The 18,316-nt window shown below is 60.9% G+C and carries 15 protein-coding genes and 3 tRNA genes; 12 read left to right on the forward strand and 6 right to left on the reverse strand.

The features are described 5' to 3' along the window. The first annotated feature begins 11 nt into the window (after positions 1–11). From msbA to ACTG2T_RS17820, 10 genes are all read left to right on the forward strand, one after another. Positions 12–1,775 carry a lipid A ABC transporter ATP-binding protein/permease MsbA gene (msbA, locus tag ACTG2T_RS17775; protein ID WP_330125561.1) on the forward strand — a complete coding sequence of 588 codons (1,764 nt, stop codon included), beginning with the start codon at positions 12–14 and terminating at the stop codon, positions 1,773–1,775. Then, positions 1,775–2,764 (forward strand): tetraacyldisaccharide 4'-kinase, encoded by a 990-nt coding sequence (gene lpxK / locus ACTG2T_RS17780; protein ID WP_330125562.1) that lies wholly within the window; start codon positions 1,775–1,777, stop codon positions 2,762–2,764. The genes msbA and lpxK overlap by 1 nt, the downstream gene beginning before the upstream one ends. Positions 2,765–2,884: 120 nt before the next feature. Continuing rightward, on the forward strand, positions 2,885–3,073 hold the full coding sequence (locus ACTG2T_RS17785) for a Trm112 family protein (RefSeq protein WP_005347033.1): 189 nt from the start codon (positions 2,885–2,887) through the stop codon (positions 3,071–3,073). Further along, entirely contained in the window at positions 3,070–3,819 is a 750-nt protein-coding gene (gene kdsB / locus ACTG2T_RS17790; protein WP_330125563.1) for a 3-deoxy-manno-octulosonate cytidylyltransferase, read from the forward strand. Before ACTG2T_RS17785 ends, kdsB begins: the two co-directional genes overlap by 4 nt. 212 nt (positions 3,820–4,031) lie before the next feature. Beyond that, entirely contained in the window at positions 4,032–4,676 is a 645-nt protein-coding gene (gene uvrY, locus ACTG2T_RS17795) for a UvrY/SirA/GacA family response regulator transcription factor (RefSeq protein ID WP_005337448.1), read from the forward strand. A gap of 127 nt (positions 4,677–4,803) precedes the next feature. Next, positions 4,804–6,657 (forward strand): excinuclease ABC subunit UvrC, encoded by a 1,854-nt coding sequence (gene uvrC, locus ACTG2T_RS17800; RefSeq protein WP_330125564.1) that lies wholly within the window; start codon positions 4,804–4,806, stop codon positions 6,655–6,657. A 199-nt stretch (positions 6,658–6,856) separates the two neighbouring features. Continuing rightward, entirely contained in the window at positions 6,857–7,411 is a 555-nt protein-coding gene (gene pgsA / locus ACTG2T_RS17805) for a CDP-diacylglycerol--glycerol-3-phosphate 3-phosphatidyltransferase (protein WP_031227442.1), read from the forward strand. 181 nt (positions 7,412–7,592) lie between these two features. After that, positions 7,593–7,668, forward strand: a tRNA-Gly gene (locus tag ACTG2T_RS17810). Positions 7,669–7,703: 35 nt separating this feature from the next. Further along, positions 7,704–7,777: transfer RNA gene (locus ACTG2T_RS17815), tRNA-Cys, on the forward strand. Positions 7,778–7,818: 41 nt separating this feature from the next. Next, positions 7,819–7,905, forward strand: a tRNA-Leu gene (locus tag ACTG2T_RS17820). Between the two features lie 416 nt (positions 7,906–8,321). Here the strand turns inward: ACTG2T_RS17820 and ACTG2T_RS17825 are convergent. From ACTG2T_RS17825 to ACTG2T_RS17835, 3 genes are read right to left on the reverse strand one after another with little or no spacing between them, the layout of a single operon-like run. After that, positions 8,322–9,854, reverse strand: coding sequence for a tripartite tricarboxylate transporter permease (locus ACTG2T_RS17825; RefSeq protein ID WP_019445074.1), 1,533 nt, complete (start codon positions 9,852–9,854; stop codon positions 8,322–8,324). Positions 9,855–9,863: 9 nt separating this feature from the next. Beyond that, the gene (locus ACTG2T_RS17830) at positions 9,864–10,295 is read right to left on the reverse strand and encodes a tripartite tricarboxylate transporter TctB family protein (RefSeq protein ID WP_040067758.1); all 432 of its coding nucleotides are present in this window, start codon (positions 10,293–10,295) and stop codon (positions 9,864–9,866) included. Positions 10,296–10,306: 11 nt separating this feature from the next. Then, positions 10,307–11,293 (reverse strand): Bug family tripartite tricarboxylate transporter substrate binding protein, encoded by a 987-nt coding sequence (locus tag ACTG2T_RS17835; RefSeq protein WP_042082378.1) that lies wholly within the window; start codon positions 11,291–11,293, stop codon positions 10,307–10,309. Between the two features lie 222 nt (positions 11,294–11,515). On the opposite strand from ACTG2T_RS17835, the gene tctD reads away from it, so the two are divergent. Beyond that, positions 11,516–12,190, forward strand: coding sequence for a transcriptional regulator TctD (gene tctD, locus ACTG2T_RS17840; RefSeq protein ID WP_330125565.1), 675 nt, complete (start codon positions 11,516–11,518; stop codon positions 12,188–12,190). Positions 12,191–12,233: 43 nt separating this feature from the next. Next, the gene (locus ACTG2T_RS17845) at positions 12,234–13,589 is read left to right on the forward strand and encodes a sensor histidine kinase (protein ID WP_330125566.1); all 1,356 of its coding nucleotides are present in this window, start codon (positions 12,234–12,236) and stop codon (positions 13,587–13,589) included. Between the two features lie 65 nt (positions 13,590–13,654). Here the strand turns inward: ACTG2T_RS17845 and ACTG2T_RS17850 are convergent, their stop codons facing one another. From ACTG2T_RS17850 to ACTG2T_RS17860, 3 genes are all read right to left on the reverse strand, one after another. Beyond that, complete coding sequence (locus ACTG2T_RS17850; protein ID WP_005359720.1) at positions 13,655–13,903, reverse strand: GlsB/YeaQ/YmgE family stress response membrane protein; 249 nt, start codon at positions 13,901–13,903, stop codon at positions 13,655–13,657. A 248-nt stretch (positions 13,904–14,151) separates the two neighbouring features. Continuing rightward, positions 14,152–14,328 (reverse strand): DUF3606 domain-containing protein, encoded by a 177-nt coding sequence (locus ACTG2T_RS17855; protein WP_005350931.1) that lies wholly within the window; start codon positions 14,326–14,328, stop codon positions 14,152–14,154. Between the two features lie 257 nt (positions 14,329–14,585). Beyond that, on the reverse strand, positions 14,586–18,020 hold the full coding sequence (locus ACTG2T_RS17860; protein ID WP_330125567.1) for an ImpA family metalloprotease: 3,435 nt from the start codon (positions 18,018–18,020) through the stop codon (positions 14,586–14,588). Positions 18,021–18,316: the final 296 nt, after the last annotated feature.

Here is an 18,316-nt window from a genome sequence, read left to right on the forward strand (position 1 = left end):
AACGGCTATTCATGCAACAAGAAACCTCACAAGAGAGCTGGCCAGTATTCAAACGCCTGCTCGGTTATGTCCGTGATCGCAAGCTGGGCCTGGTCGGTGGCATCATCGGGATGCTGGGCTACGCCGCCGTGGATACCACCTTTGTCTACTCCATCAAGCCGCTGATCGATCAGGGCATTAATGGCAACGACAGCACCGTTTTGAAATGGATGCCCTTCTTCGTCCTCGGCATCGTGGCCCTGCGCGGTGTCGCCAACTTTCTCTCCAACTACTGCATGGCCTGGGTCGGCAACCACGTTGTGATGCGTCTGCAACAGCAGGTGTTCAATCACATGGTGGCGATGCCGATGAGCTTCTTCGACCGCCAGAACACCGGTCATTTGCTCTCCAAGGTGACCTATGACGCCAGCCAGGTCTCCTCGGCTGCGAGCACCACGCTGGTGACCCTGGTGCGGGAAGGGGCGACCGTGGTCGGTCTGCTCGGCCTGATGTTCTGGCACTCTTGGCAGCTGTCGGTAATTTTCCTGGTGGTTGGCCCGCTGGTGGGGGTCATCATCGGCCTTATCAGCCGTCGTTTCCGCCAGATCAGCCGTCACATTCAGCAGGCGGTGGGGGATATCACCACCTCCACCGAGCAGATGCTCAAAGGGCACAAAGAGGTGCTGATGTTTGGTGGCCAGAAGGTGGAAGAGAAACGCTTCTTCCAGGTCAGCAACAACATGCGCCAGCAGACTATGAAGATGGTCGCCGCCGATGCCATCGGCAGCCCGGTAGTGCAGATGGTTGCCTCCATCGCGCTGGCGGCCTTCCTCTACGTCGCGACCATTGACAGCGTCAAATCAACCCTGACTGCCGGTACGTTTACCGTCATGATCACCTCCATGATGATGCTGCTCAAACCGCTGAAAAGCCTGACCGACGTCAACAACCAGTTCCAGCGCGCCATCACCGCCTGCCACAGTCTGTTTGGCCTGCTCGACACCGAGCCGGAGCAGGATACCGGCACTCTCACTCTGGAGCGTGCCCGCGGCGAGATCGAGTTTCGCAACGTCACCTTCACCTATCCGACCAAGGATACTCCGGCGCTGCACAACGTCAGCTTCAAGGTTGATGCGGGTAAATCGGTGGCGCTGGTGGGCCGTTCCGGCTCCGGCAAGAGCACCATCGCCAGCCTGTTGACCCGCTTTTATGACATCGATCAGGGCGAGATCCTGCTGGACGGCATCAACATCCGCGAATACAAGTTGAGCGAGCTGCGCAAGCAGTACGCGCTGGTCTCCCAGCATGTCCACCTGTTCAACGACTCGGTGGCCAACAACATCGCCTACGCGGCAGAAGACAAGTACAGCCGTGACCAGATCGTGCAGGCCGCTCGCATCGCCCATGCCGACGAGTTCGTCAGCAAGATGCCGCTGGGGTACGACACCGTGGTTGGCGAGAATGGTGCCTCTCTTTCCGGCGGTCAGCGCCAGCGCGTCGCCATTGCGCGCGCCCTGCTGCGCGATGCGCCGGTTCTGCTGCTGGATGAGGCCACCTCGGCCCTCGATACCGAGTCCGAGCGCCACATTCAGGCGGCCATCGACGAGCTTTGCAAGGCCCGTACCTCGCTGGTGATCGCCCACCGCCTCTCCACTATCGAGAAGGCGGACGAGATCCTGGTTATCGACGAAGGCCATATCGTCGAGCGCGGTAACCACGAAGCATTGATGGATCAGCGCGGCACTTATGCCCAGCTGCGTGCCATTCAGTTTGGTAACGCGGGAAACAAGGCCTGATGCTGGAACGGCTCTGGTATGCAAAGAGTGGCTGGCGCTGGTTGCTGGCCCCCTTTGCCCTGCTGTTTGCCATCATCAGCGGCACCCGCCGCTACGCCTATCGCCACGGCTGGCGCAAGGGGTATCGCGCCTCCTTGCCGGTGATCGTGGTGGGCAATATTTCGGTGGGGGGCAACGGCAAGACGCCGGTGGTGGTCTGGCTGGTGGAGCAGTTGCAAGCCCGTGGCTATCGCCCCGGAGTGGTGAGTCGTGGTTATGGTGGCAAGGCGCCCCATTACCCGTATCGGCTCGATGCCGCCAGCACCACGGCGCAGGCGGGAGATGAGCCGGTGCTGATTGCCCGGCGCTGCGGCTGCCCGGTGGTGGTGGCTCCGAAACGGGCCGATGCGGTACGACTGCTGGAGCAGAGCGGTGAGGTGGATATCATCATCACCGACGATGGCCTGCAGCACTACGCACTGGCCCGCGATATCGAGCTGGTGGTAGTGGATGGCGCTCGCCGTTTTGGCAACGCCTGCCTGCTGCCGATGGGGCCGCTGCGCGAGCCTGTCACTCGTCTCAAGCGGGTGGACGCCATCATCTGTAACGGCGGCGAGCCGGGCAAGGGGGAGTACCCCATGCAACTGGTCGCCGATACCCTGCGTCGGGTGCACGACGATGCACCGCTGGCCGCCCCCTTGTCGGGTCCGGTTGATGCGCTGGCGGGGATCGGTCATCCACCCCGCTTCTTCGCCACCCTTGAGGGGCTCGGCTATCAGTTGGATCAGCAGGCAGCCTACGGCGATCATCACCCCTTCGATAGGAATGAGCTGGTGGGCCGTTTTGCCAGCAAGCCACTGCTGATGACCGAGAAGGATGCGGTCAAGTGCCGCGCGTTTGCCCTCGATAACTGGTGGTATCTGCCGGTCAGTGCCGAGTTGCCCGCCTCCCTGCTCGACACCCTGCTGCACAAGCTGGGGGCGAAGGGCGCTGCCAAGGCACAAGATTAGTCTCTCTCGCCTCGGCGGGAGAGCAGGGGGTGATATGCCCCGTATGGAATATCTGGTTGCTCGACATCCATCGCTGGCGTGATGAAGCCGCCAGCGCGACATCGTTGAAGGAGTATCGTTTTGGCTTTGGACATCAAGTTGCTCGACATCATCGCCTGCCCGGTTTGCAAGGGTAAGCTGCACTACAACAAGGCCGTGCATGAGCTGGTCTGCCGCTTCGACAAGCTGGCCTATCCGCTGGAGGAGGGGATCCCGGTACTACTGGAGAACCGTGCCCGTCCGCTCAACAGCGATGAGCTGCCGTCATGAGTTTCGTCGTCGTTATTCCCGCCCGCTATGCGTCAACCCGTCTGCCGGGCAAGCCGCTGGCGGATATCCATGGCAAGCCCATGGTGCAGCACGTGGTAGAGAAAGCCCTGCAATCCGGTGCCGATCGGGTGATCGTTGCCACCGATGACGAGCGGGTACAGCAGGCACTGCAGAGCACCGGCGTCGAGGTGTGCATGACCTCACCGGATCACCAGTCCGGCACCGAGCGTCTGGCCGAGGTGTGCCGCAACTACGGCTTTGCCGCCGATACCATCATCGTTAACGTGCAGGGGGATGAGCCGCTCATTCCGCCCGCAATCATTCGTCAGGTAGCAGACAATCTGGCCGCCGCCACGGCGCCGATGGCGACCTTGTCGGTGCCGATCAAGGATGCCGAAGAGGCGTTCAATCCCAATGCAGTAAAGGTGGTGACTGACAAGGATGGCTACGCCCTCTACTTCAGCCGCGCCAGCATTCCCTGGGATCGGGATCGCTTTGCCAACAGTCACGAGCAAATTGGTGACCACTACCAGCGCCATATCGGCATCTACTCCTATCGCGCCGGATTTATCCTGCGTTATGTAGACTGGGCGCCGAGCGTGCTGGAGCAGGTCGAGGCGCTGGAGCAGCTGCGGGTGCTCTGGTATGGGGAGAAGATCCACGTCGCCCAAGCCCTTGAAGCACCGCCGGTCGGGGTGGATACCCAGGCCGATCTGGAGAAGGTGCGGGCCTTTTTGGCCAAGTGATGGCCACAGCACTAACGTCATGAAAAACGGTGTCGCAAGGCACCGTTTTTTGTTTTGAAAATGTATATAATTATTTGATTTTAAACGCTAAACATGGGTTTTCTCAAACTTTTGGCGTGCATGGTTTGCCAAAGCGACGAGTTTGGTTATGATGCAAGACGCCCTGTTAACCCTAACCGGGCGGCTAAAACGAGATAAAACGGGGTGTTTGGGTGATAAATGTATTCCTGGTCGATGATCATGAGCTGGTGCGTACAGGGATAAGACGCATTCTTGAAGATGTGCGCGGGATCAAGGTGGTGGGCGAAGCACAGAGCGGCGAGACTGCAGTTACGTTCTGTCGCCAACACCATCCGGACGTGATCCTGATGGACATGAACATGCCGGGTATTGGTGGTCTGGAAGCGACCCGCAAAATTCTGCGGATCCGCCCCGATGTGCGCATCATAGTGCTGACCATTCATTCAGAAAATCCGTTCCCCACCAAGGTGATGCAGGCAGGCGCCGCCGGTTACCTGACCAAGGGGGCTGCTCCCGACGAGATGATCCAGGCGATCCGGTTGGTGCACTCCGGTCAGCGCTACATCTCCCCAGAGATTGCCCAGCAGATGGCCCTCAGCCAGTTTGCCTCCGCTGACGAGAATCCCTTCAAGTCCCTTTCCGAGCGCGAACTGCAGATCATGATGATGATCACCAAGGGGCAGAAGGTGACCGATATCTCCGAGCAGCTCAACCTGAGCCCGAAGACGGTCAACAGCTACCGCTATCGTCTGTTCAGCAAGCTGGGGATCAACGGTGACGTGGAACTGACCCATCTGGCCATTCGCTATGGCATGCTGGATGCCGATACCCTCTAATCGGGTGGCGTGTGGTCACAAAGGCGGCGCGTGCCGCCTTTTTGCTTTTCTGCCCCTTTGCTTTTCGGGCGGCGAGGGCAGTATGCTCTGCCCGTCAATTTTTGCCTTTGTGTGAGCCGAGTAGCTGATGACCCTCTCTCCCGAACCTCTCTTCGACAGCAAGGCGTTTCTGAGCGCCGTCACCCATCAGAGCGGCGTCTACCGCATGTATGACAGCGGTGGCACCGTGATCTACGTGGGCAAGGCCAAGGATCTGAAAAAGCGGCTCGCCTCCTACTTTCGCTCCAACGTTGACAGCATCAAAACCCGCACCCTGGTGCGCCAGATAGCCGATATCCAGGTCACCGTCACCCACACCGAGACTGAGGCGCTGATCCTCGAGCACAACCTCATCAAGCAGTACCAGCCTCGCTATAACGTGCTGCTGCGAGACGACAAATCCTACCCCTGGATCATCATCACCGCGCACCAGCATCCGCGCATCGGCGTCCATCGCGGCGCTCGCAAGGTGAAGGGGGAGTACTTCGGCCCGTACCCCTCTGGCGGTGCGGTGCGCGAGAGTTTGCATCTGATGCAGAAGATTTTTCCGGTGCGTCAGTGCGAGGATGCGGTCTATGCCAACCGCACCCGTCCTTGCCTGCTCTATCAGCTCAAGCGCTGCGCTGGCCCTTGCGTACCCGGACTGGTGAGCGAGGCCGAATATGCCCAGCAGGTGGAGCTGGCCAAGCTGTTTCTGGCGGGCAAGAACCAGCAGGTAATTGGCGAACTGGTGGGCAAGATGGAGTCAGCCAGCGGTGATCTGCGCTTTGAAGAGGCGGCCCGCTATCGGGATCAGATCCTGGCGCTGCGCCGGGTCACCGAACAGCAGTCGGTGAGTGGCAACGTGCTGGACGAGCTGGATGTGGTGGGGGTCGCCTTCCAGCAAGGTGCGGCCTGCATCCACGTGCTCTTTATCCGCCAGGGTAAGGTGCTCGGCTCGCGCAGCTACTTCCCGAAAGTGCCGGCCGATACCCCGCTCGACGAGGTGGTGCAATCCTTCCTGCTGCAGTTCTATCTGTCGGGGCAGGGGGGGCGGCAGATCCCGAGTGAGGTGCTGCTCGATGTGGCGTTGGAGGATGAGAGCGCCATCGCCGAGACCCTGAGCCAGACCGCAGGCTACAAGGTGCGGGTGGTGAGCCGAACCCGCGCCGAACGGGCCCGCTTTATCAAGCTTGCCTCCATCAATGCCGAGACAGCGCTGCGATCGCGGCTGGCTCACAAGAGCACCATCACCGCGCGCTACGACCAGCTGGAAGAGCTGCTGGAGCTGGAGCGCCCCATTGCCCGCATGGAGTGTTTCGATATCTCCCACACCATGGGGGAGCGCACGGTGGCCTCTTGCGTGGTGTTCAACCGGGAGGGGCCGCTCTCATCGGAATATCGTCGTTTCAACATCGACGGTATCACTGGCGGTGATGACTACGCGGCGATGGAGCAAGCGCTGGAGCGCCGCTTTGGCAAGCAGCAGGAGCCGGACAAGGTGCCGGACGTGCTGTTTATCGACGGCGGCCTCGGCCAGTTGCGCCGCGCCGAAGAGATCCTGGCCCGTCAGCTGGAGTTCCTCGGCGGCAAATATCCGCTGCTGGTGGGGATTGCCAAGGGGGTCACCCGCAAGGCGGGGTTGGAAACACTCATCATGGGGGAGAGCCACGAAGAGCTGCATTTACCGGCAGATATGCCCGCTTTGCACCTTATTCAGCATATTCGCGATGAATCCCACCGTTTTGCCATTACCGGCCACCGGGCCAGACGGGCCAAGGCCCGCACCAGCAGCAGTCTGGAGGATATTCCGGGGGTGGGGCCAAAGCGGCGGCAGGCACTGCTCAAATATCTGGGCGGCCTGCAGGAGGTCAAAAAGGCGAGCGTGGATGAACTGGCCAAGGTACCTGGCATCAGTCAGGAGCTGGCCCAGACCATCCACGATGGCTTGCACAGCGCCTGAGCAGGATTTGCGGCATGGCAAAATCGCTAACTCCTTGATGCACAAGAGCCGTGACGCGGGGGGGCCGTAAATGCCATAATGGCCCTCGCATTTTGAGAAGATTGATGGATTAAAAAGACCAAGACGGGCGCCAGTGCGGTTGCATCGCAAATCGGCTTTGGCGCACTATGTAGCGACGTACAAGAAGTGGCTGAAAATAATGACAAACATACCTAACCTGTTGACGTTTTTCCGGATTTTGCTCATTCCCGTCTTCGTCATCCTGTTCTATCTGCCTTATCAATGGTCCTATCTGGCTGCCGCCATCATCTTTATTCTGGCCGCTGCCACCGACTGGTTTGATGGCTATCTGGCCCGTAAGCTCAATCAGTCCACCGCCTTTGGCGCCTTCCTTGACCCGGTTGCCGACAAGATCATGGTCGCCGCCGCACTGGTGGTCATCGTCGAACACTACAACACCATCTGGGTGACCATCCCTGCCATGACCATGATTGGCCGCGAGATCATCATCTCCGCCCTGCGTGAGTGGATGGCTGAGCTCGGCAAACGCTCCTCGGTGGCGGTCAGCTGGATTGGCAAGTGGAAGACCATGATCCAGATGGTGTCGCTCACCGGTCTTATCTGGCAATACAACGTCTGGATGGTGTGGCTCGCCTATGTGATGCTCTATGTCGCCACCGTGCTCACCTTCTGGTCGATGTTCCAGTACATGAAGGCGGCCTGGGGCGATTTGACTCACCACGCCAACCTGTGAGTCACCTGCGCCGCAAGGTGAGGTTTCCGCTGATTTGAGGCAGGAAACGGGCAAAGGCGCTAAAACTGTTCAAAAAGGGCAAAAAATGCCCGAACGATCAGGTAATTAAATATTTCTGGTTGACTGGGCGAGGAACATCGCTAGAATGCGTCCTCGTAGTCAGGCAGTCAGCCAGACCAATGCGGGAATAGCTCAGTTGGTAGAGCACGACCTTGCCAAGGTCGGGGTCGCGAGTTCGAGTCTCGTTTCCCGCTCCAAATTCAGACAATAGAGAGCCAATTCTCTTTTGCATGGCGCGTTAGCAAAGCGGTTATGCAGCGGATTGCAAATCCGTTTAGTCCGGTTCGACTCCGGAACGTGCCTCCATATTGACAAGCCCGCCACGCGAGCTTGATACCGATTGCGGTGCCCGAGTGGTGAAATCGGTAGACACAAGGGATTTAAAATCCCTCGACGTTCGCGTCGTGCCGGTTCGATTCCGGCCTCGGGCACCATTAAAATCAAAGAGTTACGAAAGGCCACTAGAAATAGTGGCCTTTTTCTTTTTCCTCCGAGTCCACATTTGAGCCACACAGGTGTAGTCCGGTAGAGCTTGCGGCTTTTACTTGCCAGCTCAAGCTCACTATCAGGCTTGCCCACCTCCTGACTCGGTGGGGAATACAGAGCGAGTACAAGGGATACTGCGGCCAGTTTGAATTCCTCCGTGCAACGTTTCAGCTTGCTCATAACACTTGTTGAATTACGTCAGTTTGATGTTCTTGAGGTGTCAGAGAAAGCGGGGCGATTAGCGTTGATATATTGGGTGTTTTTATATCGTTAGTGACAGATGGATGCGGTCAGTTAAAAAGGGCGAGATCGTTCAGATCTCGCCCTTGTTTATCAATAGGCCCGTCATCTCTGTCTTATCGGGTCAGGCTCCCTGCTCTGGGCGGGCATCCGGGATCAGCGGATCGGCTTTGCGGCGGCGCAGCAGGCGTACCAGCGGGGGCAGGGTGATCACTGCAATGGCCAGTACCAGCAGGGTCTGGCTGATGCCGCTGCTCCACAGGATGGCGGTATCGCCATTGCTGATGGAGAGGGCGCGGCGCAGGTTCTGCTCCAGCATTTCACCCAGCACGAAGCCCAGAATGAGCGGTGACATGGGGAAGTGCATCTTGCGCAGCAGGTAGCCAAAGACCCCGAGGGCCACCATCAGCAACAGGTCGAAGGTGGTGCTGTGCACCGCATAGACTCCCACTGCCGAGACGCTGGCGATGGCGGGCACCAAAAACCAGAGCGGGATGGAGAGCATGCGGGTAAAGAGCCCCACCATGGGGATGTTCATCACCAGCAGCATGACGTTGGCCAGCAAGAGGGCGGCGATCAGTCCCCACACCACATCGGGCTGTTCGGTGAACATGGTGGGGCCCGGAGTGATGTTGTAGAGGGTCAGTGCCCCCATCATCACCGCTGTGGTGCCCGAACCCGGCACCCCCAGGGTCAGCATGGGGATAAAGGAGCCGCAGGCCGATGCGTTGTTGGCCGCCTCCGGCGCGGCCACGCCGCGAATGTCCCCTTCGCCGAATTTGGCATTGGGCCCCGCCAGTCGCTTCTCGGTCATGTAGGTGATGGCACTGGCGATGGTGGCACCGGCACCGGGCAGAATGCCGACGAAGAAGCCGATGGTGGAGGAGCGCAACATGGTGCCGGTGCAATGGACCAGCTCCTTGAAGTTGAACAGCATCCGTCCGGTGGTGCGCACCAGCTTGCCGCCGCCACTGGTGTGCTCCAGCATCAGCAAGATCTCGCTCACCGAGAAGAGGCCGATCACCACCACGATAAACTGCACCCCGTCCGAGAGGTGAACGCTGTCGAAGGTGAAGCGATAGACGCCAGTGTTGGCATCCACTCCGACGGTGGCGAGCCCCAGCCCAATCAGCGCCGCCATAAAGGACTTGAGCGGGTTCTGGCTCATCATGCTGCCAAGGCAGGCGATGGCGAACACCATCAGGGCGAAATATTCCGCCGGGCCGAAGGCCAGTGACCAGCGCGCCAGCGCCGGGGCGAACAGTATGATCCCGCCGATGGCGAGCATGGAGCCGACAAAGGAGCTGACCGCCGAGATGGAGAGGGCCACTCCCGCCTTGCCCTGCTGGGCCATGGGGTAGCCATCCAGCGCGGTCATGATGGCGGCGGCATCCCCCGGCACGTTGAGCAGGATCGAGGAGATCCGCCCGCCATACTCGCAACCGATATAGACGGTGGCGAGCAGAATGAGCGCCGATTCGGGGGGCAGTTTCAGGGCAAAAGCCAGCGGCAACAGGATGGCGACCCCGTTGATGGGGCCAAGGCCCGGCAGCAGGCCGACCACGGTGCCGACAAAGCAGCCGATGAGGGCAATCACCAGATTCTCCGGGGTGAGTGCCACCGCAAAGCCCTGGGAGAGGTACATCCAGGTATCCATATTGACTCCTTAAGAGAACCAGACGCCGAGGGGCAGGGTGACATCCAGCAGCCGGTCGAAGGCGAGATAGAGCACCAGACCGCCGACAACGCCGGAGAGCAGGGCGGCTTTAGTAGAGGCGCCAAACAGGCGCCCCAGTACAAAGGTGAGCAGGGTGGTGGCCAGCGGAAAGCCCAGCCACTCGAAGCTGGCACCGTACCCGGCCAGCGCCACCACCATGATGGCGAGGTGGCGCAGGGTACGCAGCGGCGGCCAGGTAACGGTGTCCGGCTGGCGGCGCAGCAGGAGCAGGGCACAGAGTGCCATCAGGCCGATGATGCCGAGCGGGAAGGGGCGCGGCCCCAGCGGCTCATAGCTGTATTCGCTCTGGATCTGCCAGGCGATGGCGGCGCCTGCCAGACAGAGCAGCAGCCAGATGGCGGCAAAGATGCGATCGCTCATGGCTGCGGCTCCTATTTGGCCAGACCGAAGGCCTTGGCCTGCTCGCGATATTGCGCCACCTGCTCCTTGACGTAGCTGTCGAGGGCCTCGCCGGTGAGGTCAAACTCGAACAGGCCGCGCAGATCCCGCTGCGCCTTGAAGGTGTCGGTCTTCACCAGCTGATCGAAGGTCTGCTTCCACCACTGGTATTCGCTGTCGCTCACCTTGGGGCCGACATAGAAGCCGCGGATCACCGGCCACACCAGGTCATAACCCTGCTCCTTGGCGGTGGGGATGGTGGCCAGCTTGCCTGGCAGCCGCTCGGCAGAGAACACCGCCAGCACCCGCAGCTTGTCGCCGCCGATATAGGGCACCATCTCGCTCAAATCGCCGGAGACTGCCTGCACATGGTTGCCAAGCAGCGCGGTGACCGGCTCGCCGCCCCCTTCAAAGGCGACGTAGCGCATCTTGTGAGGGTCAACCCCGGCCTGTTTGGCCAGCAGCGCCGTCTTCATCCAGTCCTGACTGCCGATGGAGGCGCCCGCGCCGATCACCACGCTGTTGGGATCGCGCTCCATGGCGCTCACCAGCTCCTTGAGATTCTGATAGGGGGCATCGTGGCGCACCGCGATCATGCCGTAATCGGTGCCCACCGCCGCCAGCCAGCGCACATCGTCCACCCCGTAACGGCCAAATTTCCCCTGTGAGAGGTTGAGCAGGGAGCCACCGGAGAAGGCGACCACGGTCCCCGCCTCGGCGGGGCGCTGGGCCACGATGGCGTTGTAGGCCACGGCGCCGACCCCGCCCGGCATGTAGGTGACCCGCATCGGCTTGTCGATGGTACCGGTCTCCTGCAGGCTCACCTGCAGCAGCTTGCAGGTGAGATCGAAACCACCGCCCGGTTTGGCCGGTGCGATGCATTCGGTACGGCTCGGGGTCGCGGCACTTTCGGCCGCCTGCAGTGGCAGGGCGCCGAGCAGGGTCAGCAGGGCGAGGGCATGACGTGTGCGTTGCTTCATGGTTGTGTGCTCCATCTTGTCGTTGTTTTTCCTGGGTGTGACTCCGTCGATAGACGAAGTGATGCGAAATTGTTAAAACAACAACCTTTCATTCACCTTTCAATCGCTGACCAAGAGCCGGGAGTGTGACCTTGATCTCACCTTCTCCTGCACTGGCAGTGACGAAGGGATGCAGTTGAAGCAGTGCGGCTGAATGCCGTGGTTAGGAACAAGGGGAGAGGGATGCGCTTGCTGTTGGCAGAAGATAATCACGAACTGGCCCACTGGCTGTCGCGGGCACTCACCAGCGCCGGTTTCGCGGTGGATTGGGTGGCTGACGGGGCTCAGGCTGATCACCTGCTGCGCCACGAACAGTATGCGCTGGCGGTGCTCGATATCGAGATGCCCAAGCTCGACGGGCTGGCGGTACTCTGCCGGTTGCGCAGTCGGGGGCAGGGGGTGCCGGTACTGCTGCTCACCGCCCGCGGCGCGGTGGAGGAGCGGATCTGCGGTCTCAATGCGGGAGCCGATGACTATCTGGCCAAGCCGTTCGATCTGGGGGAGCTGGATGCCCGGCTGCGAGCCCTGCTGCGGCGCAGCGAAAGTGGCGGTGCCGAGCTGCGGCTGGGGCGCCTGACCCTGCACCCCGATGGCTATTTTCTGCTGGCCGATGCCCGCCTTGCCCTGACTCCGCGCGAACTGGCGCTGCTGACCGCGCTGATGTACCGCCACGGGCGGCCCGTCGCCAAAGGGCAGCTGTTCGAGCAGGTGTTCAACCTCGATGACGAGGTAGGGCTCGACAGCATCGATCTCTATATCCACCGGCTGCGCAAAAAGCTGGTGGGCAGCGGGGTGGTGATCACCACCCTGCGCGGTCTCGGCTATCTGCTGGAAGCGGCGCCGGAGGCCTCCCATTAGCCGCTCCCTGCTCCATCAACTGCTGCTGTTTCTGGGAGGCCCCTTGCTGATCCTCTGGGCTGCCTCGGCCTGGTACAGCTACTACGGCGCGTTGGCGGCGGCTACCTCGGCCTATGATCGTACCCTGCTCGCCTCGGCCCGCACCGTCGCCGAGCGGCTGACGGCAGCCGAGGGCAGCCTCAGGGTGGATGTGCCCTATGTGGTGCTCGACAGCTTCGAGCGCAACATGCGCGATCGCCTCTTCTATCAGGTGCGCGGCATCGACGATAGGGTCATCTCCGGCTTTGACGATCTGCCCCCCATGCCGGACGGTACGCCGCTGACCGACCGCTATCCGGCGCTTGCCTACTTCTATGACGGGCTCTATCAGGAGGCGCCAATCCGCGCCGTGATGCTGCTGCAACCGGTGGGTGAGGGGGGCGTCAACGGCATGGCCCGCATCACGGTGGCGGAAACCCTGCTCGGCCGCCAGCAGCTGGCGGAGCAACTGCTCTGGTCGGCCCTGCTGACCCAGGGGGCGCTGGTGGTGCTCACCCTGCTGCTCGCCTATCTGTTGCTCAAACGGCTGCTCACCCCGATGCGGCGTCTGTCGCGGGAGATCCTGCGCCGCGATGCCGCCAATCTCGCCCCCTTGCCGGATTTGCTCCCCTGGCAGGAGACCCGGCCGCTGGTGCAGGCGTTCAATCGCCAGCTGGCCCGATTGCGCCAGCTGGTGGCCCGGCAGGAGCGCTTTAGCGCCGATGCCGCCCATCAGCTGCGCACGCCGCTCACCATTTTGAAAACCCAAGTTGAGGTGGCGCGCGGCAGTGGCGATCCGGCCCTGATGAGCGAAAGCCTCGATGCCATGGCCGTGCGGCTCGATCACACCATCGCCCTGACCGAACGGTTACTGTTGCTGGCCCGACTCAAATCGGACGAGTGCTCCGGGCTGCGCCAGCGTGAGCCCATGGAGTTGACGGCGCTGGTGCAGCAGGCCTGTCTGTCACGGTTGGCGCAGGCCCGCAGCAAGGGGATCGATCTCGGGTACGAGGGGGAGGAGTCCGCCATCATGGTGGCGGGGGAGCCGCTGCTGCTGGGGGAACTCTGTGCCAACCTGCTCGACAACGCCATCAAATACACCCCGCCCCACGGCACTGTGACGGCGCGGGTGGAGCGAAGCAACGGGCAGATCTGGCTGGAGGTGGAGGATAGCGGCCCCGGCATCGCCCCCGAGTTGGCGGAACGAGTCTGGCAGCCGTTCCAGCGCCTCGAGCAGGGGAGTGAACAGCCGGGAGCGGGGCTTGGTCTGGCGCTGGTACGCGATATCGCCCACTACCACCACGGCGAGGTGGTGCTGCTGCCAGCGACCCAGCTGGGTGGCTTGCTGGTGAGGCTGATCTTGCCGTTAGCAACATCGTGAGGGCGATAAAAAAGAGAGGGCACCTCGCGGTGCCCTGTTTATCTACACATAGATGGCGGTGGGGGTCAGCTGCGGATCTTGTTGAAGACAAACAGGACGATAAGGGCGCCCACGGTCGCCAGCGCGATGCTCGGGATATTGAAACCGGTCACTGAGCCCAGCCCCAGCAGGGTACCCACATAGCCGCCAACCATGGCGCCGACAATCCCCAGCAGGGCAGTCATGAAGAAGCCACCACCGTCGCGGCCCGGCATGATCCACTTCGCCAGAATACCCACCAACAGTCCCAATACGATCCAGGTGATAAAGCCCATGGATTAATCTTCTCTGTGTGTTTGAGCCCGCATTATAGGCAGGGATGCCGGGATGCGAAGGGCCGGATGGCGCTGGCTGGTCACAAGCTGTCGGACGGCGGCCGGCGCTGGTCGGGCTGCACAATCCGGTTATGAGCGGTTGAAAGGCGGTATGTGCGCAGCCAAACCGGAGGCAGGACGGGCCCACGTAAAGGCCAAGATGAGAAAAGCCCCGCGAGCGGGGCCGGGTTTGTGACGGGGTTGCACCCTCACTTCTTGAGGTATTTTCGGATCGCCTTGCCTGAGGTGCCGACTGCTTTGACCGCCCGTTTCAGCTGGACTTCGGTGCACTCGAACATTTTGACCCACTGCTTCATCTCATAGGGATCGTTGACATTGATCTTCTTGGCATCGAACGGGTGAGCGACCGCATTGCTGTCAGGCATACAAACCTCAACTTGTTGAAATAGCTGGCGAGAAAGATGTTTCTGCCTGAGCGCCATCATCCTCTCAATTGGCAAGGGGCAAGGTGACGGGGTTCACACAACCCGGGGCCTGAAGGAGGAGTGCAGGTTTGCTTTGCTGATCTGTGAGCGATCACCACTTATCCCACCCTCTTCACATCATCAACAACGGGGCCAGAGGCTGGATAAGCAACAAGCGCCCTGCCGGGCGCTTGTTGTGGTTATCGCGATGATCCTATTCAGGGTGTTGGGCAGGCGCTTGGCGAGCCGCTGTTGCGGGGCCAGAGGGTGGATCCGTCGCTTTCGGAGAGCGGCAGGAATGTGACGCCTTCGCTCATGTTGGCAGGGGGCAGGTCATCCTCCAGCACATACATCCCCATCGGCAGGCTGCCATAACGCTGGTTGGCCTGCACCTGAGCGACCGCGAGGCTGGAGTAACGCAGGCCAAGCAGATCGAAGTGATTACGCCAGTCCCAGCCGGTGAGCCGACTGAGTGCAACCAGCATAAAGTCATTGCCCGGTATGTCGCGCACCCGTTTGCCGCCATAGACCGCATGCCCCGAGTAGGGGAACAGGCTAAAGCCGAGCCTATCCTTGTTGGCATTCCACTGCGCTTCACTGTCGGCTGCCGCGCCGAAGATCCGTGAATGCTGATAGAGCAGGGTGAAGATAGTGAAGCCATCGTTCAGTCGGGTGCCATCAGTCAGGAGCATACGGTGGGCGCGTAATGCCATCTGGATATAAAACGCCATGCGATAGCCGTTGTGGACGGCGTAGGCATTGCTCTTCCAGGGGGCTTCGTAGCGACTCTCGCCGGTATCGAGCACCTGGCAGTTGGCCCCGAGCACGACGCGGTTGCCACTCCTGTCACGTACCTGCGCCGCATCAGACATGAACACATAGAAGAGATCCTTGTGGTTCATGTGCCCATCCTTGATGGGCGCCGTGTTGCCATCTCTCAGATAATGGGCGCGCCACTTCACCACATAAGGGAAGATGTTGTTGGAGTTTTCCCCCGCCCGGCTGCCGTAGCCACTCCAGTTGTCGGCATCGTCTGCCGCTGCGTACTGCACGTTCAACCGGTTGGTCTGCAGGTTGTGGCCCAGTTCGTGATTGTCGAGCCAGCCGGTCGGGCTGATGCTGCCGGAAGAGTCCCACGGGTTGCCACTGCAACCGCTGCCGCAATGGGCATTCTGGTCATAGTTGGCATGCTGGATGATGGTGCGGGTATGAATCGATTCATCGAGACAACCCTCCCCCAGCAGTGCCACGCAGGCGTTTTTAACATCCGCAGGCAGCGACTCATCGAGCCCCTTGCCCTGAATTTTCAGGCCCGCCAGGGTGTAGACGCCATTGATGTGATCCCGGGCGATGCTGTCGAGCAGGGCATTGGTGTCGGGGATGACGCCACCCACCGCCTTGGTGAAGCGATCCCGGCGCAGATGCTGTTCGGCGCCATCGGCCCGCAGATCGATATGGGGCAGCTCGGTTTGTTCCAGCCGCTCGTTGAACTCGCGCATCTGCTGCTCATCACTGAAATCCATGATGGCCGGATGACGGGTGACGCCCGTGGCGCTCACCTGGACGGCCAGCGATGCTGCCCCCCCTTCCAGATAGAGGTAGATAGGGCCGCCATAAGGAGAGGTGAAGGTGACGCTGCCCCCCTTGGCCAAGAGCAGTCGCCCTGTGGTCAGCTCCAGCGGGGCTCGATAGATCTTCTGCTCATAGGCGCGATTGGTGTTGGGCCTGTGGTAGTTGAGTCGGACGGTAGCAGACACATCGGCGTTATCGGTGCGTCTCAGGGTGATGGTTTGTCCCGGCAGGGCATACCAGCCGGTGGTGGTCCACTGCCCGCTGTAGGGAACCGCAATGCGCCGACTGTCGGTGAGCGTCGCGGGATAGGCGTAGTGAGCTGCTTGTCCCTTCACCACCTTGTTGCGATCGGTGACGTACTCCCCCAGATCGGGCTGGGCCGGGGTACGGGTGCGGGCATAGCTCACCAGCCAGTCGGCAAACATCGCCTGCTGCCAGGATTGATGTTCATCCCAGGCAATCGGGTAGTCGATGGCGGCCCTGTATTTGTCGGCCAGCAGCAGGGTGGCGGGCAACAGTGTCACGCCGTCACGAGCAAAGGGACTGATCCCGGCCTTGTCGAGGGTGATGGCCGCATTTCTCAGCCAGTCGGCACCCAGCTTGAACTGCTGGTTGAAGCTCTCCGAGCCACCGCAATTGATAAAGTTGCCGCCGCAGCTATCGAGCCACTGGGTAGTGAAGTTGCGATCCTGAAGGTTGCCAAGCAGGGTATCGACCGCCATCAGCTGGGCGTCGGGTGCCATGATGGTGTTCACTGCCAGATCGCTGGCTCTGAGTTTTGACCAGTAGTTGCCCCAGGTGACCAGCCCCATATCGAGATAGAGGGGGCTTAGCAGCGGGCTGGCATCGCGCCGGTAGTTGGAGAGCAGCAGCGGGATCCCGGCCGCTTTGGCCTTGGCGATCCCCTGGGCGATCCCCTGATACCCCAGCCCCTGGCGGTCGATATCGCTGATCACGATAAGCTCCGGCGCCATGGTATCGATACAGTCGCTCAGCGCCTGATAATCGCAGGTATTGGCCGGGTTGATGCTGTGCTTGTCGGGATAGATCGCCTTGAGCCAGTCACGCACGCCTTCGTTATGGGGAAAATACCAGCTATCGGTGCGGCTTGGCATCTGGGCGGTGAGGATGCGCAGGCCATCGCTATCCTTGCCCCGGGTCAGCCAGCCAATCAGCCCCTTGAGCAGCGCCTCGCTCTGCGCTGTGCGGTCAACGGAAAACAGGTTCGCCCCCATGGCGGCCTGACGGTAATCGGCTTGCTCGGAGACCATCACCAGACCCCGGATCTCGCTCTCCCCCTTGCCATTGATGTTGGAGGGGAGCAGGGTCACCGTGCTCTCCGGCTGGAAGCTGGAAAAGGTGATGGAGTCGTGGCTCGGGTTCCAGCTAATCTGTGCCATTCCCTGATAGAGGCTGCGAACCAGCTCGGTGCGGTGCGCCTCACTGTCGGCAATCGCCGCACGGGCATGGGCGATCAGGGATTGCTCGCTGGCAAGGGTATGATCTTCCCGGGCAATCGCATTGGCGGCATCGCTGATAAAGCGGGCCGAGATCTGACAATCGGCGCGCATGGGGGCTGTGGTGTAGGTATTACCCGTCAGGGTGCCCTCACACCCAGTGACCTGCGCCAGTACGAAGCCACTCTCGGGCTGCACGGTGAAACGGCCCTGTTCACCGGCGTTCAGACGCAGGGCGTCGGGGCTGAGTGCGCCCCCCTGAGAAGCTTGGGTGGTGGCGTTGAAATAGACGGCGGCACTCTCCTGCGTGAAGCTGGCCGAGATCTGGCAATCGCTGCTCATGGGGCCAGTGGTATAGGTGAGGCCGTCCAGGGTGCCATCACATCCGCTTATCTCGGTCAGGAGGTAACCGCTGTCAGCCTGTACCGAGAAGCGCCCCTGTTCACCCGCCGCCAACCTCAGGCTGGTAGGGTTCAACTGTCCGCCCACGCTGCTCTGGCTGGATGCCTCGAAATAGTTGGGGGTGACAGGTGGGCGGATAGGGGTCTCTTCCTGTTCGCCATCACCGCCGCCACAGCCTGTGATCAACAGCGCCAGTAAGGGAGTGAGAACCGTCTTTTTCATTGTTTGATACGTTCCTTGTGTTACGACGGGTAGGGGAGTCGGTAGTCTAATGAGCTGCCTTGCTTATTTCAACGCTGATTGAATGGTCATTTTGCTTTATTTTCAGCATCTTGGATGTTTTTTTGGCCGGCTTTTGCCGTATTTGGTGTTGCTGGCGCAGCAGAACCGATAGGGATGGGGCGAGTACCCCATCAGCACAGGCCATACCAGCCTGAGCTCACCGTAATGAGTCGCTTCACCGGGTTAACAGGGGATGCTGGGCCGCAGGTTTTGCCTGCAACCCGCACAGGGGGGAT

This window comes from Aeromonas sp. 75A, assembly GCF_051919425.1.
Taxonomy (GTDB): Bacteria; Pseudomonadota; Gammaproteobacteria; order Enterobacterales; family Aeromonadaceae; genus Aeromonas; species Aeromonas veronii.

Coding starts and splice junctions, on each gene's coding strand:
- tctD (WP_330125565.1), top strand. CDS start 11,516: ATGCGCTTGCTGTTGGCAGAAGATAATCACGAACTGGCCCACTGGCTG.
- ACTG2T_RS17855 (WP_005350931.1), bottom strand. CDS start 14,328: ATGCCTGACAGCAATGCGGTCGCTCACCCGTTCGATGCCAAGAAGATC.
- ACTG2T_RS17835 (WP_042082378.1), bottom strand. CDS start 11,293: ATGAAGCAACGCACACGTCATGCCCTCGCCCTGCTGACCCTGCTCGGC.
- pgsA (WP_031227442.1), top strand. CDS start 6,857: ATGACAAACATACCTAACCTGTTGACGTTTTTCCGGATTTTGCTCATT.
- kdsB (WP_330125563.1), top strand. CDS start 3,070: ATGAGTTTCGTCGTCGTTATTCCCGCCCGCTATGCGTCAACCCGTCTG.
- ACTG2T_RS17850 (WP_005359720.1), bottom strand. CDS start 13,903: ATGGGCTTTATCACCTGGATCGTATTGGGACTGTTGGTGGGTATTCTG.
- lpxK (WP_330125562.1), top strand. CDS start 1,775: ATGCTGGAACGGCTCTGGTATGCAAAGAGTGGCTGGCGCTGGTTGCTG.
- ACTG2T_RS17825 (WP_019445074.1), bottom strand. CDS start 9,854: ATGGATACCTGGATGTACCTCTCCCAGGGCTTTGCGGTGGCACTCACC.
- ACTG2T_RS17860 (WP_330125567.1), bottom strand. CDS start 18,020: ATGAAAAAGACGGTTCTCACTCCCTTACTGGCGCTGTTGATCACAGGC.
- ACTG2T_RS17830 (WP_040067758.1), bottom strand. CDS start 10,295: ATGAGCGATCGCATCTTTGCCGCCATCTGGCTGCTGCTCTGTCTGGCA.
- uvrC (WP_330125564.1), top strand. CDS start 4,804: ATGACCCTCTCTCCCGAACCTCTCTTCGACAGCAAGGCGTTTCTGAGC.
- msbA (WP_330125561.1), top strand. CDS start 12: ATGCAACAAGAAACCTCACAAGAGAGCTGGCCAGTATTCAAACGCCTG.